The organism is Arthrobacter sp. LjRoot14 (assembly GCF_964253905.1).
Classification (GTDB): Bacteria; Actinomycetota; Actinomycetes; order Actinomycetales; family Micrococcaceae; genus Arthrobacter.
On the sequence record NZ_CAXURL020000001.1, the window covers coordinates 4429465 to 4442768 of the forward strand.

General features: G+C 66.9%; 13 protein-coding genes. 8 read left to right on the forward strand and 5 right to left on the reverse strand.

Annotation, left to right across the window (positions count from 1 at the left end; genetic code table 11):
• Positions 1 to 7 precede the first annotated feature (7 nt).
• From ACSQ12_RS20105 to ACSQ12_RS20125, 5 genes are read left to right on the forward strand one after another with little or no spacing between them, the layout of a single operon-like run.
• Positions 8 to 1306, forward strand: coding sequence for a Y-family DNA polymerase (locus tag ACSQ12_RS20105; protein WP_436066660.1), 1299 nt, complete (start codon positions 8 to 10; stop codon positions 1304 to 1306).
• 23 nt (positions 1307 to 1329) lie between these two features.
• Positions 1330 to 2088, forward strand: a complete 759-nt coding sequence (locus tag ACSQ12_RS20110; RefSeq protein ID WP_436066661.1) for a prolipoprotein diacylglyceryl transferase — start codon at positions 1330 to 1332, stop codon at positions 2086 to 2088.
• On the forward strand, positions 2085 to 2489 hold the full coding sequence (locus ACSQ12_RS20115; protein WP_436066662.1) for a hypothetical protein: 405 nt from the start codon (positions 2085 to 2087) through the stop codon (positions 2487 to 2489). The genes ACSQ12_RS20110 and ACSQ12_RS20115 overlap by 4 nt, the downstream gene beginning before the upstream one ends.
• 1 nt (position 2490) lies before the next feature.
• Complete coding sequence (locus ACSQ12_RS20120; RefSeq protein WP_436066663.1) at positions 2491 to 4095, forward strand: radical SAM protein; 1605 nt, start codon at positions 2491 to 2493, stop codon at positions 4093 to 4095.
• Positions 4096 to 4103: 8 nt separating this feature from the next.
• The gene (locus ACSQ12_RS20125; protein WP_436066664.1) at positions 4104 to 4484 is read left to right on the forward strand and encodes a hypothetical protein; all 381 of its coding nucleotides are present in this window, start codon (positions 4104 to 4106) and stop codon (positions 4482 to 4484) included.
• A gap of 13 nt (positions 4485 to 4497) precedes the next feature.
• On the opposite strand, the gene ACSQ12_RS20130 is transcribed toward ACSQ12_RS20125, so the two are convergent.
• Positions 4498 to 4848, reverse strand: coding sequence for a DUF3846 domain-containing protein (locus tag ACSQ12_RS20130; RefSeq protein ID WP_436066665.1), 351 nt, complete (start codon positions 4846 to 4848; stop codon positions 4498 to 4500).
• A 160-nt stretch (positions 4849 to 5008) separates the two neighbouring features.
• Here ACSQ12_RS20130 and ACSQ12_RS20135 point away from each other — a divergent pair, with 160 nt between their 5' ends.
• Positions 5009 to 5557 carry a low molecular weight protein-tyrosine-phosphatase gene (locus tag ACSQ12_RS20135; protein ID WP_011693672.1) on the forward strand — a complete coding sequence of 183 codons (549 nt, stop codon included), beginning with the start codon at positions 5009 to 5011 and terminating at the stop codon, positions 5555 to 5557.
• On the forward strand, positions 5554 to 7620 hold the full coding sequence (pabB, locus tag ACSQ12_RS20140) for an aminodeoxychorismate synthase component I (RefSeq protein ID WP_436066666.1): 2067 nt from the start codon (positions 5554 to 5556) through the stop codon (positions 7618 to 7620). The genes ACSQ12_RS20135 and pabB overlap by 4 nt, the downstream gene beginning before the upstream one ends.
• 56 nt (positions 7621 to 7676) lie before the next feature.
• Here the strand turns inward: pabB and cls are convergent, their stop codons facing one another.
• Positions 7677 to 9152, reverse strand: coding sequence for a cardiolipin synthase (gene cls / locus ACSQ12_RS20145; protein ID WP_436066667.1), 1476 nt, complete (start codon positions 9150 to 9152; stop codon positions 7677 to 7679).
• 103 nt (positions 9153 to 9255) lie between these two features.
• Here cls and ACSQ12_RS20150 point away from each other — a divergent pair, with 103 nt between their 5' ends.
• Complete coding sequence (locus ACSQ12_RS20150) at positions 9256 to 10200, forward strand: aminodeoxychorismate lyase (RefSeq protein WP_209742067.1); 945 nt, start codon at positions 9256 to 9258, stop codon at positions 10198 to 10200.
• 27 nt (positions 10201 to 10227) lie between these two features.
• Here the strand turns inward: ACSQ12_RS20150 and ACSQ12_RS20155 are convergent, their stop codons facing one another.
• The 3 genes from ACSQ12_RS20155 to ACSQ12_RS20165 all read right to left on the reverse strand — a co-directional run bounded on the left by ACSQ12_RS20155 (position 10228) and on the right by ACSQ12_RS20165 (position 13298).
• Positions 10228 to 10842: a DinB family protein gene (locus tag ACSQ12_RS20155; protein WP_436066668.1), complete on the reverse strand. Its 615-nt coding sequence runs from the start codon at positions 10840 to 10842 to the stop codon at positions 10228 to 10230.
• Positions 10843 to 10978: 136 nt separating this feature from the next.
• Positions 10979 to 12019 carry an EAL domain-containing protein gene (locus tag ACSQ12_RS20160; protein WP_436066669.1) on the reverse strand — a complete coding sequence of 347 codons (1041 nt, stop codon included), beginning with the start codon at positions 12017 to 12019 and terminating at the stop codon, positions 10979 to 10981.
• Between the two features lie 253 nt (positions 12020 to 12272).
• Positions 12273 to 13298, reverse strand: coding sequence for a PLP-dependent cysteine synthase family protein (locus tag ACSQ12_RS20165; protein WP_436067033.1), 1026 nt, complete (start codon positions 13296 to 13298; stop codon positions 12273 to 12275).
• Between the last annotated feature and the right edge of the window lie 6 nt (positions 13299 to 13304).

The window sequence follows — 13304 nt, forward strand, 5'->3', positions numbered from 1 at the left end:
GCGGGCCATGCCTGAGAGGCGAGCGCAGGACACGGCCCGGCAGATTGCCCTGGTGGACGTCAACTGCTTCTACGCCTCGGCCGAGCGGGCCTTCGATCCCTCCCTGGAAGGCCGCCCCCTGGTGGTCCTCTCGAATAACGACGGCTGCGCGGTCACCCGGTCCCCTGAAGCAAAGGCTCTGGGCATCCCGGTGGGCGAACCCTGGTTCAAGATCGCACCCCGGGCCACGGAGTGGGGTCTGGTGGCCAAGTCCAGCAACTACGAGCTGTACGGGGACATCAGCGCCCGCGTGATGGAGCTTCTGGGCCGCTACTCTGCCTGGCTGGAGGTTTACAGCATCGATGAAGCCTTCCTGGGAGTCAAAGGCACCCCGGACGAACTCCTGCGTCTCGGACAAACCATCAAGACGGCTGTCCGCCGCAACGTCGGGGTGCCGGTCTGCGTGGGAATTGCCAATACCAAGACTCTCGCGAAGCTGGCCAACAAATGGGCGAAGAACAACCCCGGCCTCAACGGCGTGTGCCACTGGGACTCCATGCCGGCCCCGGCCCGCGAAGCGCTGATGGGCCGGGTATCCGTCATCGAACTCTGGGGCGTGGCCGCCCGGCTCACCAGACGCCTGAACAGCCTGGGCATCCATTCCATCCTGGACCTTGCCCGCGCCGATCCCGTCCGGATCCGCGACCGCTTCTCGGTGGTGCTGATGCGCACGGTGCTGGAACTGCAGGGCACCGCGTGCATCCCCATGGAAGCAGAGCGCATTGGACGTGACCAGCTCATCTTCAGCCGATCGTTTTCCACGCCCATCACCACCGCCGCGGACCTGCGACAGGTCATGAGCGTCTACGGCCAGCAAGCCAGCGCCCGCCTGGCCAAGCACAGCCTGCAGGCCAAGATCCTCACAGCCTTCGCCGGCACCTCGCACTACAACCCGCTGGACACGTCCTGCCCGTCGGTCTGCGTCACGCTGCCCATGCCCACAGCGGATCCGGTGCTGTTGACCAGGGCCGCGCATGCCCTGCTCCCCCGGATCCAGGAAGGGACCAAATACGTCCGCGCGGGCATCATGGTCACCGACCTGCGCCCCTCGGGCCAGCAGTCACCCCTGCCGGCGTTTGCCAACCCGCACGAAGAACGCGGCATCGGCCCCCTGCTGGAGGACATCACCCGCCGCTACGGACGCGGATCCGTGGGTCTGGGCCATGCCGGAATCCGGCGCGGGCCGGACTGGTCCATGCAGCGCACCATGCTCTCGCCCAGGTACACCACGCACTGGGACGAGCTCCCCGTGGTCAAAGCAGCCTGAGCACCCGCTGTTACACTCTGCACATGATCGGGCTTCCCTTCGCGGGAGATGGGCTTGTGCACGGCGTTTTGACAGGGCTCGGAATCGTCGCAGCCCTGCTGTTTTACGCCTACGAAAAGCGCCGTCGCGGCCTGACTGATCCCCGGTTGTGGCCCATCGCAGGCTTCGCCGTCGCCTTCGGGGCCATCGGATCACGCGTGCTGACCTGGGATATCTCCCGGCAGGTCTCCCTGGCGGACTGGTGGGGCAACGGCGACCGCAGCATCCTCGCCGGCCTGGTCGGCGCATGGTTCGGGGTCCATCTGGGCAAACGGCTCACAGGCTACAAAGAGGCCACCGGCGACCTGCTCGCACCCGCTGTCGCGCTGGCGATGGTTCTAGGGCGGGTCGGCTGCCTCCTCACCGAACTGCCGGGCACTCCGACCGGCGGCGGGTGGGGCATCGTGCTCACCCCCGCGCAGGCTGCGCTGATCGGCGGGCCCGCCGGGGCCGGACTCCATCCGTCCTTTGCCTACGAGATTGTGTTCCACGCCGCCGCGCTCGCCGTCATGTGGCGTTTTCGCGACCGCCTCCCGCATCCCGGAGACCTTTTCATCTGTTATGTGACCGCCTACGCGTTGTTCAGGTTCGGGGTGGAATTTGTTCGTGGCAATGAGGTGATCTGGCTGGGAATGAGCCGCCCCCAGTGGTTCCTGCTGGCGGTTCTCCCCCTGCTGGGCTGGCGGATCCGGCGGGTGTTCGGGAAACCGCTCCGCCCGGAGCTGAAAGGAAGAGTGGCATGAGCGAGGACTCCCCTGACATTCCCGGGAACCCGCCCCGGAAACCTGCCCCATCCCCGCCTCAGAACCCGCCGGCGGATGGTCACGACTTACCTGGCGGCCATGGCCCGGTGCAACAACCGGCCGGCGGCTCCATGGCGCTCGGCATCGTGCTTGGCGCCGTGGCGCTCTATGTGGTCTACGTCGGGTCCCTTATGGCCGTCGGTCCCTACGCATGGGGCTCCTTCGGCCTCGGCGGGCTAGCCGCGTTCATACCGATCGTCGTGTACTTGCTGGTGGCCATACTGCTTGCGCTCAGGCGGCGGACATCGCGTTTCGGCGCCGGGCTTCTGATTGGCCTCGGAATGTTCACGTTGCTTGGCGGCGGACTCTGCGTCGGATCCCTCGCTCAGATGGGAGCCTGACATGAGCCCTTCACCCTTGGCCGCAGGACGGACGCTTCCCGGCCCCGGACAGCCCTTGCGCGGCGACCGGATTCACCGCTACGTCACGGCGTTCTGCCCGCGCTGCCATGAGACCAACCCTCCGCTTGCCCAGGTGCGGCGCCTGTCCGGGGTGCTGCTGATCCGTGACGACCGCGTCTGGCTCGAACGCGGCTGCCCCGACCACGGCCTGGTGCGCACGCTGTACGACGAATCGCCGGAAATCCTGCGCTACCTGGAGAAATGGCAGGCACCCACCAAGCAGCACATCCCCGACCAGGCGGACAACTTCCGCCCGGTACCCGAGGCCTACGCCTACGGGCTTCCCGCCATGCAGACACAGCACACGTGCATCCTCCTGCAGGACATCATCGAGCACTGCAATCTGCGCTGCCCCACCTGCTTCACCTCGTCCGGCCCGCAATTACAGGGGGTGGCGCCGCTCACCGAGGTGCTCGCGAATATCGATGCACGGCTTGCCCGGGAGAACGGGCGCCTTGACGTGTTGATGCTCTCCGGCGGCGAGCCCACGCTCTACCCCCATCTCGCCGAGCTTCTGGAGGAGCTGGTTGCACGTCCGATCGTCCGGATCATGGTGAACAGCAACGGCATGCTGATCGCGACCGACGACGAACTGCTGGCGCTGCTGGCCAGGCACCGCGACCGGGTGGAGGTCTACCTCCAGTACGACGGGCCCTCCAAAGAGGCATCGATCCATCACCGCGGTGGCGATCTGACCCGCTTCAAGGATGCGGCGATCTCGCGTCTGTCCGAGGCGGGCGTCTTCACCACCCTGACCATGACGGCGACGCTCGGCGTCAACGACGGCGAGGTGGGCGCCGTCGTCATGCGGGCGCTGGAAACCCCGTTCGTGGGCGGAGTCGCGCTGCAGCCGGTGTTCGGCTCCGGCCGCGGACACGGCATCGATCCCCTGGACCGGCTCACCCACACGGGCGTGCTCGAAAGGCTGGCGGAGCAAACCAACGGGGTGGTCTCCTGGCATGACCTGACAGCCCTGCCGTGCTCGCATCCGCACTGCGCGTCCGTCGGCTACATGCTCAAGGACGACTCCGGCGTGTGGCGGTCGCTGACGGCCCTCATCGGGCACGATCAGCTGCTCGCCTGGCTGGAGCTCAATCCGGACAGCATCGCCAACCGCATCGCCGACAGCACCATCCCGCTCGAGCTGCGCACCCTCATGAAGTCCTCGCTGCTCGACCTGCTGAGCGAACAGTCATCGTTGTCCCACCCGAAAACAGTGGATCTCTGGAAGAACATCTGCACCCAGTGCGACCTCGGCATCGGCACACTGACTACCCTGGCGGCCGGAAAGCTCCCGGGCCAGCAGCAACGGCTGCGCCGGCTTCTCGGCGAACGCATCACGCGGATCATGGTCAAGCCGTTTATGGACATTTCGACCATGATCGAGGAGCGGCTCACCCAATGCTGCGTGCACGTTGGAACCAAGAGCGACGCCGGCGATCACCAGTGCGCTCCGTTCTGCGCCGTCCAGGCCTGGCCGTCCCTGTCCAAGCAACGGATGAGCACTGCCACGGGCCAGCAGCTGCTACCGGTGCGCCAGCTCTAAGGATGATGATGAGTTCCGATTCCGACGCGAAGCGCATCGCCTCCGGCCCTTTGCCGTCGCAGCTGGTGCGCGCCCACGCCACCCGGCACGGCGCCCACGGTGTCCAGCCGGACGCCGGCCCGGATCCGCAGGCCGGCGCTCCATTCGATCCGCTGCGGCTGTGCGTCTTCGCCACAATCGCCCTCCTGGGCTGGCTGGCCGGCCCGGCTGCCTTGGCGGTGTTCGCGGCCATCGGATTCGTCGGATACTGGAAAGCCCGCCGGAAGGGGCTGACAAAGTCGAACTGCTACCTGCGCGACACCAGGCTTGTACTGGCCTATCTGGGCCTCCTCCTGGGCGCCGGCCTCTGGGGGATGTACGCCCTGGTGGCACGACTGGCCGGCCTCTGAGCAGGCGGCCGGCCTAGGCGGCCAGCGGGGAACCGAACATTTCCGCGGCCCGCCGCAGCAGGTGCTCCGGGACGTCCGCTTCGCCGCCGCGCTCAGTCCTGCCAAGGAACACAGCCGTACCCCTGGCAGCATCGGACAGGTCCAGGCCCGCCTCTCGGATAAGTTGGGCTGCGCGGATGTTCGGCGGCAGGTTCATGAGGTGGCCTTCGGCGTTCAGGTAAACGTGCCAGTCACCGCGGCTGACGGACTCCAGGTGTCCTCCCACCAGCTGCTGAAGAGCGTCGGTAGTCGCCTCCAACGCGACGATCCTTAGGGCATCGCCCAACCGGGCCGGAATGACCAGTGCAGTGCATGTAGTGCTCATTTTTCTTCCTCAGTACTGATAACTGGGATGCCACTCAATCTGTTCCCGCATCTGCAGTGCCTACGGTAAATATGACGGAATCCGAAACAGAATTGACTGAAGCGTAATACGCGCTGCCTGTGACTAGCCAAGAAGGGGCACCATCCCCCATGCTTGCTCCATGTCCTCAATGTCGAGCCCATACCGGATCATCGCGGTGTGCACCGGAAATATCTGCCGGTCCCCGATGGCCGAGCTGATGCTGGCCAAGGCCTTCGCAGCAGCGGGGCTCGCCGGCGACGTCGTGGTGGATTCCGCCGGAACCACAGCCTATGAGGCCGGCCGCCCCATCGATCCCCGGGCCGCCCGCAAGCTGGCCGCCCACCAACTCGCCTCCAACGCCCACGTGGCGCGGGAGTGGCGTCCCGAATGGTTCCGTGACCGCCACCTGATCCTCGCCCTGGACGTGGACCATTACGGCTGGCTCCGGGCGACGGCCCCCGACGGCGAGGCGCTGGCGCGGATCCGGATGCTGCGCAGCTTCGACCCGGCCGTCTCCGGCAGGGACCTCCTGGACCAGGGCATCGAAGATCCCTGGTACGGCGGGCATGCCGACTTCGACATCACCTGGGACCTCATCAAAGCCGCTGTTCCCGGAATCGTTGACCACGTCCGGCGGGAAGTGCAGCAACAGAAGCAGCCCGGGCAGCAGGTACGCTCTATTTCATGACCCCTGCACCCGTGATCATTGCCGTCGACGGCCGGTCCGGCGCAGGAAAAACCACCCTCGCAATCGAGCTTGCCGCGCGACTGCGGAAGCATCACAAGGTGTCGCTGTTCCACCTCGAGGACGTCTATCCCGGCTGGAACGGCCTGGCGGCCGGCATCGAACGTTATGTCACTACCGTGCTGGCCCCTCTCAGCCGCGGCGAAGCTGCCGAATGGGTCAGCTGGGACTGGGAGAACCACTACGACGGCAAGTCGCGCACAACACTCCCGGCAGAGATCGTCATCGTGGAGGGTGTGGGCGCCGCGGCGGCATCCGCCCGCCCGCTGCTGGACGCCGTCGTCTGGGCAGAGTCCTCCGACATCGAGCGCCGCAGCCGCGCCCTGGCACGTGACGGCAGCACCTACGAACCGTTTTGGGACCAGTGGGCAGCGCAGGAGGATGAGTGGCTGGCAACGGACCCGGTGCAGGACCATGCCGACATCCGGGTGCTCAACCTGGCTGACGGCACCGCCCCGGATGATGTCCTCCGGGCGCTCCAGTACCTTCCGGCCCTTGCGGCCGTGCTGCTGCCAGAGCTCTCGGCCCGCCGCGGCCTTCAGCTCCATGCCGAGCGGCTGGACTACGTTCCCGACGCCGCCCGGCTCTTCGACGCCCTCTACGGCCGCTCGCCGAATGCCGTGTGGCTGGATTCTTCGCTCAGGACGGACGGACCGCCCGCCGAGCGCAGCCGCTTCAGCATCATGGCGGACGACGGCGGCAGCTTCGGCCAGGACGTCCGGCACCGTTCCGGCGTGACCCGGCTGACCACCGGCACCGCCACTGTTTCCACCGCCGGACCGTTCTTCCGCTGGCTCGACGCCGTCTGGGGGCGCCGGGCGCTCCGGGCGCCGGAAGGCTACCCCTGCGAATTCACCCTCGGCTGGCTGGGCTACCTGGGCTACGAACTCAAGCGTGAAACCGGCGGCAGCGACGTTCCGTCGGACATCCCCGATGCCGCCATGATCTTCGCCGGCCGGGCCGTGGTCCTGGACCATCAAGAGGGCAGCGTGTGGCTCCTGGCCCTGGAGACGCCCGATGCCGCGGAGTGGATGGACCTGGCCCGCTCGGCCGTCGCGGCGGCTGCCGCGGGCGCGACGGCTGGCGCCCCCTCGGAACCGGGCGCCAGCGCCGCCGTCGTGCCCGGAACAAAGCCCGCCCCCGCGTTCACAGGCCGCGATACCGAGCACGCCTACAAGCTGAAGATCGCTGAAGCCCAGCGTGAAATCTCCGAGGGGAACACCTACGAGGTGTGCCTCACCACGGCCGTCAGTGCGGCGGTGCCGGCCGGCCCGGACGGGCTGGACCCCTGGCGCACCTACCTGGCGCTGCGCCGGAGAAACCCTGCGCCGTTTGCCAGCTACCTGCGGTTCGGCGGTCTCACCGTGGCCAGCACGTCGCCGGAGCGTTTCCTGCGGATAGCGGCCGACGGCGGCATGCGCGCCGAGCCGATCAAGGGCACCCGCCCGCGGGCCGCGGAACCGGTCCGGGACCGGGAGCTGCGCGAGGACCTGGAGTCTTCCCCCAAGGACCGGGCCGAGAACATCATGATCGTGGACCTGCTCCGCAACGACCTCAGCCACTTCGCCGTGGCAGGGTCTGTCACCGTCAGCAGGCTCTGCGCGATCGAGAGCTATGCCACGGTCCACCAGATGGTCAGCACCATCGATGCGAGGCTGAAGCCGGGGCTGCCGCGCGCCGAGGCCGTCGCCGCGTGCTTTCCCGCGGGCTCCATGACGGGGGCGCCGAAGATCAGCACCATGGCCATCCTGGACCGGCTGGAAGGGGCGCCGCGCGGGGTCTATTCGGGCGCCATCGGCTATTTCTCCCTGAGCGGGGCGATGGACACCGCGGTGGCCATCCGGACGCTGGTGATCCGCGCAAACGGTGCCGGCGGCTCTGACCTGAGCCTCGGCGTCGGCGGTGCCATCACGGCGGATTCCTCGCCGCAGGAGGAGTACGACGAAATCCGGACCAAGGCGTACGGAGTCCTCTCCGCGCTCGGCGCGGACTTCCCGGAAAGCTGACCCCTGGTGCTGCAGGCACCGCCTGCTGCGGGGGCAGCCCCTGCCGAGGGGCGGCGCTACTGCAGCGTGGCCGTGAGCCGTGCGACGTTGTCCACGTACTTGACCGCCATGGGCCGCTCCATCCAGTCCTCAAGCGTCAGTTCGCGGGAAATGTCCCGGTAGGTGTCCTCCACGGCGCGCATCTTGGCTACGATGTCGGCGCCAAGGAGCATCACCGAAACCTCCAGGTTGAGCGAGAAGGACCTCATGTCCATGTTGCTTGACCCCAGAACGGCCACTTCGTTGTCGATGGTGAAATGCTTCGCATGCAGCACGAACGGCGCCTTGTAGAGGTAGATCCGCACGCCCGCTTCCAGCAGCGCCTCGTAGTAGGACTGCTGCGCGTGGTGGACCAGGAACTGGTCTCCCTTTTCCGAGACGAAAAGTTCGACGTCGACCCCGCGCTGCGCCGCCGTCGTCACCGCGTAGAGCAGCGAATCATCGGGGACGAAGTACGGGCTGCAGATGGAGATCTTGTGCTGCGCGGAGTAGATGAGGGTGTTGAACAGGCGCAGGTTGTTCTCGGTGATGAAGCCGGGACCGCTGGGCACGGCCTGGGCGGTCACGGCGCCCGCTGCCGTCTCGGGCTGGTGGGCCAGCTGGTCCTCCAGTGACTCGTCCGTCTCACTGAGCCAGTCGGTGGCGAAGACCACGTTGAGCGTGGTGACGATCGGCCCGCGCAGGCAGGCCATCAGCTCCACCCACTCGCGCCCCACCTTTCGGTGCCGGGGATTGTTGTAGGAGGGCTCGATCAGGTTCTGCGAACCCGTGAAGGCGATTTCGCCGTCGATCACCATGATCTTGCGGTGGTTGCGCAGGTCGGGCCGGCGCCACTGGCCGTGTACCGGACGCAGCGGCAGCATGGGCCGCCACTGGATCTTGCTCGCTTTGAGGCGCTTGATCAGCTTCCGGTAGCCCTTGATCCGCAGGGTGCCGAGGTGGTCGAACAGCACCCGGACCTGGACGCCGCGTTCCGCGGCCTCTTCCAGGGCAGCGAACAGATCGTCGGTGATGTGGTCCGTGCTCATGATGTAGAATTCGGCGTTGACGAAGTTCTTCGCCCCGCGCACGGCGGCGGCCATGGCTTTGATCGAGTCGGGGTAACCGGGCAGCAGCTCCACGCTGTTGCCGTCCACCATGGGCAGCGAACCAAGGGTCTTGTTCAGTTCCGCCGCCGACGCCACCCATTCCGGGCCGTCGTATTCGCTTTCGACGGCGGCCAGCTGGGAGGTGCCGGCGCGGACCCGCTTGTTCACGGCATCCTGCTGTGCCCGGCGCTTCCGGGAGAGTTTGAAGTTTCCAAAGAGCAGGAACAGGATCAGGCCGAGGGCGGGCACAAAGAAGATTCCCAGCAGCCAGGCCATGGCCGTGGTGGGACGGCGGTTCCCCGGAATGATTCCCAACGCCAGCACCCGGATGATCAGGTCAACAATGCTCAGCGCCAGCACGAGCCAGTAAGGCGCGGTGCCCACCAGCGGAAACGGCCACAACACAGACAGACTCCCACGGTTACTCGCCCGCCGGACCGGTTCCGGAGAGGCATCCAGCACAGCCTATCCCGCGTCCGGACTCCGGGGCCGCGGCTAAGCTTGAGGCATGACTGCTGCTGCCCCGGCCACCGTGCTCGTATTCCTTGACCCCCGGTTCGACGAGGGCCGGATCGCCGATGCGTCGCAGCCCCAGCTGATGGCCACGGACCAGGGTGCCACCCGCGGCGACGGTGTTTTTGAGTCCATGCTGGCCGTGGGGGGAAACCCGCGGAAGCTGGACGCCCATCTGCGGCGGCTGCAGGGTTCGGCCCGCGCGCTGGAACTGGACATCCCGGGCGAGGACACCTGGCGCCGGGCCATCGCGACGGCGGTGGCCGAATACCGGTCCCAGCATCCCGCCGGCACACCGGAGGAAGACGAGACGGTGGTGAAGCTGATCTGCACCCGCGGCGCCGAGGGCGGAGCACGCCCCACCTGCTGGGTCCAGGCTTCGCCCGTCCCCGCCGCCGGCCGGCGCCAGCGCGAGACCGGGATTGACGTCATCCTCCTGGACCGCGGCTACGACAGTGAAGTGGGTGAACGGGCGCCGTGGCTGCTACTGGGCGCCAAGACGCTCTCCTACGCGGTGAACATGGCGGCACTGCGGTACGCCCACAACCAGGGGGCGGACGATGTCATCTTCACCTCGTCCGACGGCCGCGTCCTCGAAGGCCCCACGTCCACCGTCCTGCTGGCGCACCTTGACACAGTCGACGACGGCGACGGCGGCACCCGCACGGTGCGCCGCCTCATCACCCCGCAGCTGGACAGCGGCATCCTCCCGGGAACGTCCCAGGGCGCGCTCTTTGCTGCCGCCAAGGCTGCAGGCTGGGAACTCGGCTACGGCCCGCTGGAGCCGAGGGACCTCTTCGATGCCGACGCCGTGTGGCTGATTTCCAGCATCCGGCTGCTGGCTCCCGTGAACCACATCGACGGCAAGGAAATCGGCACGCCCGCGCTCCGGAAACAGCTGACCGACGAGCTCAACGAGCTGTTCGCCACCATCGAATAGCTGCCGCCGCCCCCACCGAACGCTCTCTCACATCCTGCCGGTTTTACCCGAACGCTCTCTCACTTGATCCGCTGCCGTGCGGGCAGCCGCGTCGATCCGCGAGCGGTGCGCAGCCCACTCAGCGGGGGTGCGCGTCGTCAGGTTCGGGTCGCCCGGCCGCTGGCCGGCTGAACCGTCGATGAGCTCGCGGAGGATGTCCGCGTGGCCCAGGTGCTGGGCGGTTTCCACACACATGTGTACGAGGATCTGGTGGAGGGTCACGTGCCTGCGTTCTTCCGGCCACCAGGGCACCTCGCCGGGCGCGTCCAGCGGCAGTGCGTCAATCGTGGCGTCACTGTGCTCGGCGGAGAACCGATGGAGTTCAATGATCTGCTCCCGGGTTTCCTCCGGACCAGCCCACATGTCGGCGTCGGGTTCCGCGTCCTCAGCGTCCCAGGGCAAGTTCCGCTGACTCGGGCGCGCAAAGACCTCGCCGAAGTATCCGAGCTCCACGCTGGCCACATGCTTCACCAGGCCCAGCAGGTTGGTGCCGGTCGGCGTCAGGGGTCTCCGGGCGTCGTACTCATCCAGCCCGTCGAGTTTGGCCAGGAGGTCCGCGCGCCGCGTGCGCAGGTAGCGGTGCAAAGTTCCCTTGTCATCCATAGCGGGCACTATACCCACCCCTCGCCCAACGGTGCTGCGCAGGATTGCAGGCAGCAACAACTGAGAGAGCGTCCCGGCTCAGGAAGCCACAACTGAGAGAGCGTCCCGGAAAAACCGGCAGGAACTGAGAGAGCGTCTAAGTGGCCGGGCCGGCGGACCCTGAAATGGAGGCCTCGTGATCGGAGGGGGTTCGCCAGGCGGCCCAGTCGAGCGGCTGGACCGAGGGGCGGCCCAGGAGGTATCCCTGCCCGTAGGCCATTCCCAGGTCCATGACCGCCGTGAGCTCGGCCTGGGTTTCGATTCCTTCGGCAACCAGGTCCGCGCCTATTTGCCGGGCAAACTCCACCATGGCCGCGCCCAGGGTCTTCTGGCCCGCGGCATGGTCGATTCCCGCGATGAGGCTACGGTCGAGCTTGATGATGTCCGGGCTGAGGTGCGTGACCTGGCTCATCGAACCGAAACCCGCCCCGGCGCCGTCGACAGCCACCCGAAGTCCGCGCAAACGAAGGGGCGCCAACGCTGCCACGACGGGATCGTATTCATGCTCGGCGAGCCGTTCCGTCAATTCAATGACGATCCGGTCCACGGCCAGTTGGGATTGCTCCACGAACGCACGGAGCCGGGGGTCCAGGCAGGTGACCGGTGACAGGTTCAGAGCCACGTAGACGTGGGCCGGCAACTGTTCCGCGGCAACAAGGGCGGCCTGCAGGGCGGCGAACTCAAGGTCCGGTCCCAGGCCTACGGCAGCGGCCTCATTGAACCAGTGGTCCGCACTCGCGCCGTCGTCACTGACGAAACGCGTCAGCGCCTCAACACCCACGACGTTCCGGCTGGGAAGTTCGTGGATGGGCTGGAACGCGGTGAGGAGCATCCTGTCGCCGAGGATCGCCTCGATGCGGCGCCTGCTCCGGCGGGTGAAGAGCACCGTATTGCCGTAGTCCTCATCGGGAGTCGGCAAGTCCGGGCTGGGAAGGGCATCCTCGGAGTCATCCGACTGCTCGTCCGTGATGCTCCGTGTAGCCATGAGGTGCTCCAGGAGGGCGCGTTCGGGATTACCCGGGTACGATTCCATCCGGTCCCGCAACTGCTCACGTGCCCACTCGCTCTGCGGAGTGGCGTCACCCAGTACAGACTCGATGATGTCCCGTGCCTGTCCGCGGATCGTCGGATCACTCACGTCCGAAGGCGGTATCGACTGCGGTCCCCGGAAAGCAGTCGATTCTCCATCGGTCAATGCTGGAAAAGAAGTCTCATCCATTGACATTGGTTATTCCTTTATAAGTGCTGGTCCCGGCTGAGCCCGGGACCCGTCCGTGACTGCACCGCATACTGATTCGAGGATGCGGGAACCGCGAACGTTTCAAAAGCGTACAACGAGACCGGGCTGCCTGTCTCTAGCTGTATCCGAGTCGTGATGCTAAGTACGCGAGCTACTCCTCCACGAATTCCGCGGCCAGATGGATGTGGTTGTCGGCCAGCCATACCGGATTGAAGGCCTTGCTCAGGTAGTTGCTGCCGGCGTCGGGAGCTATCGCCACCACCACGGACCCGTGCGGCGCGGCACGCGCGACCCTGAGCGCTGCAGCCACCGCAAGACCGGAAGAGGGCCCCACGGACAGACCTTCTTCATTCAGCAGCCGGTGCTCCGTGGTGTACACCTCATTGTTGGGGACGCGCAGGAAGCGGTCCACAATGCCGCGGTCGAAGATCTTGGGCCACTCGGCTTCCGGCCAGGAGTTGCCCACGCCGTCCACCAGGATCTCGCCGGGGTGGCCACCGCTGTACACGGACCCAACAGGATCCGCGGCGATTACCTCAACATGGCCGCCGGTCTTTTCCTTCAGGTACCGGCCGTTGCCGCTGATGGTGCCGCCGGTCCCGATCCCCGCCACGAAATGTGTCACTTTCCCGGACGTCTGCTGCCAGATCTCCGGCGCTGTCCCTTCGTAATGGGCCAGCGGGTTGGCCGGATTGTCGAACTGCTGGGGCCGCCAGGCGCCCGGGTTTTCTGCCGTGATCCGGGCCGCGACCGCCCGTGCGTTCTCCGGCGACTCCGACGGCGCGGTCCAGTCCGTCACCACCACCCTGGCGCCGTAACGGTGCAGCGCGGCGAGCTTCTCGGATGAGATGGTGTCCCCGGTGACCACCACCACGGGGTGTCCGGTGAGGGCACCGATCAGCGCCAGCCCGATCCCGGTGTTCCCCGAGGTGCTCTCCACGATGGTTGCGCCCGGCCGGAGCTCACCGCTGCGCTCAGCCGCGCGGACCATGCTCAATGCTGTCCGGTCCTTGATGGAGCCGCCCGGATTATCCGATTCGAGCTTGACGTACACCGTGCTGCCGAGGCCCTTGGAAAGGACATCCAGGGGCACCAGCGGCGTGTTTCCCACCTGCGCCAGGACAGCTGCGGCGTCCGCCGCAACATCAGCCTCCCGGACCGCATGCCTGCCTGTCATGGTGCT

Excerpts from the sequence above, each read along its gene's own strand:
- ACSQ12_RS20105 (WP_436066660.1), top strand. The coding sequence starts at position 8 with ATGCCTGAGAGGCGAGCGCAGGACACGGCCCGGCAGATTGCCCTGGTG.
- ACSQ12_RS20110 (WP_436066661.1), top strand. The coding sequence starts at position 1,330 with ATGATCGGGCTTCCCTTCGCGGGAGATGGGCTTGTGCACGGCGTTTTG.
- ACSQ12_RS20115 (WP_436066662.1), top strand. The coding sequence starts at position 2,085 with ATGAGCGAGGACTCCCCTGACATTCCCGGGAACCCGCCCCGGAAACCT.
- ACSQ12_RS20120 (WP_436066663.1), top strand. The coding sequence starts at position 2,491 with ATGAGCCCTTCACCCTTGGCCGCAGGACGGACGCTTCCCGGCCCCGGA.
- ACSQ12_RS20125 (WP_436066664.1), top strand. The coding sequence starts at position 4,104 with ATGAGTTCCGATTCCGACGCGAAGCGCATCGCCTCCGGCCCTTTGCCG.
- ACSQ12_RS20130 (WP_436066665.1), bottom strand. The coding sequence starts at position 4,848 with ATGAGCACTACATGCACTGCACTGGTCATTCCGGCCCGGTTGGGCGAT.
- ACSQ12_RS20135 (WP_011693672.1), top strand. The coding sequence starts at position 5,009 with ATGTCCTCAATGTCGAGCCCATACCGGATCATCGCGGTGTGCACCGGA.
- pabB (WP_436066666.1), top strand. The coding sequence starts at position 5,554 with ATGACCCCTGCACCCGTGATCATTGCCGTCGACGGCCGGTCCGGCGCA.
- ACSQ12_RS20150 (WP_209742067.1), top strand. The coding sequence starts at position 9,256 with ATGACTGCTGCTGCCCCGGCCACCGTGCTCGTATTCCTTGACCCCCGG.
- ACSQ12_RS20155 (WP_436066668.1), bottom strand. The coding sequence starts at position 10,842 with ATGGATGACAAGGGAACTTTGCACCGCTACCTGCGCACGCGGCGCGCG.
- ACSQ12_RS20165 (WP_436067033.1), bottom strand. The coding sequence starts at position 13,298 with ATGACAGGCAGGCATGCGGTCCGGGAGGCTGATGTTGCGGCGGACGCC.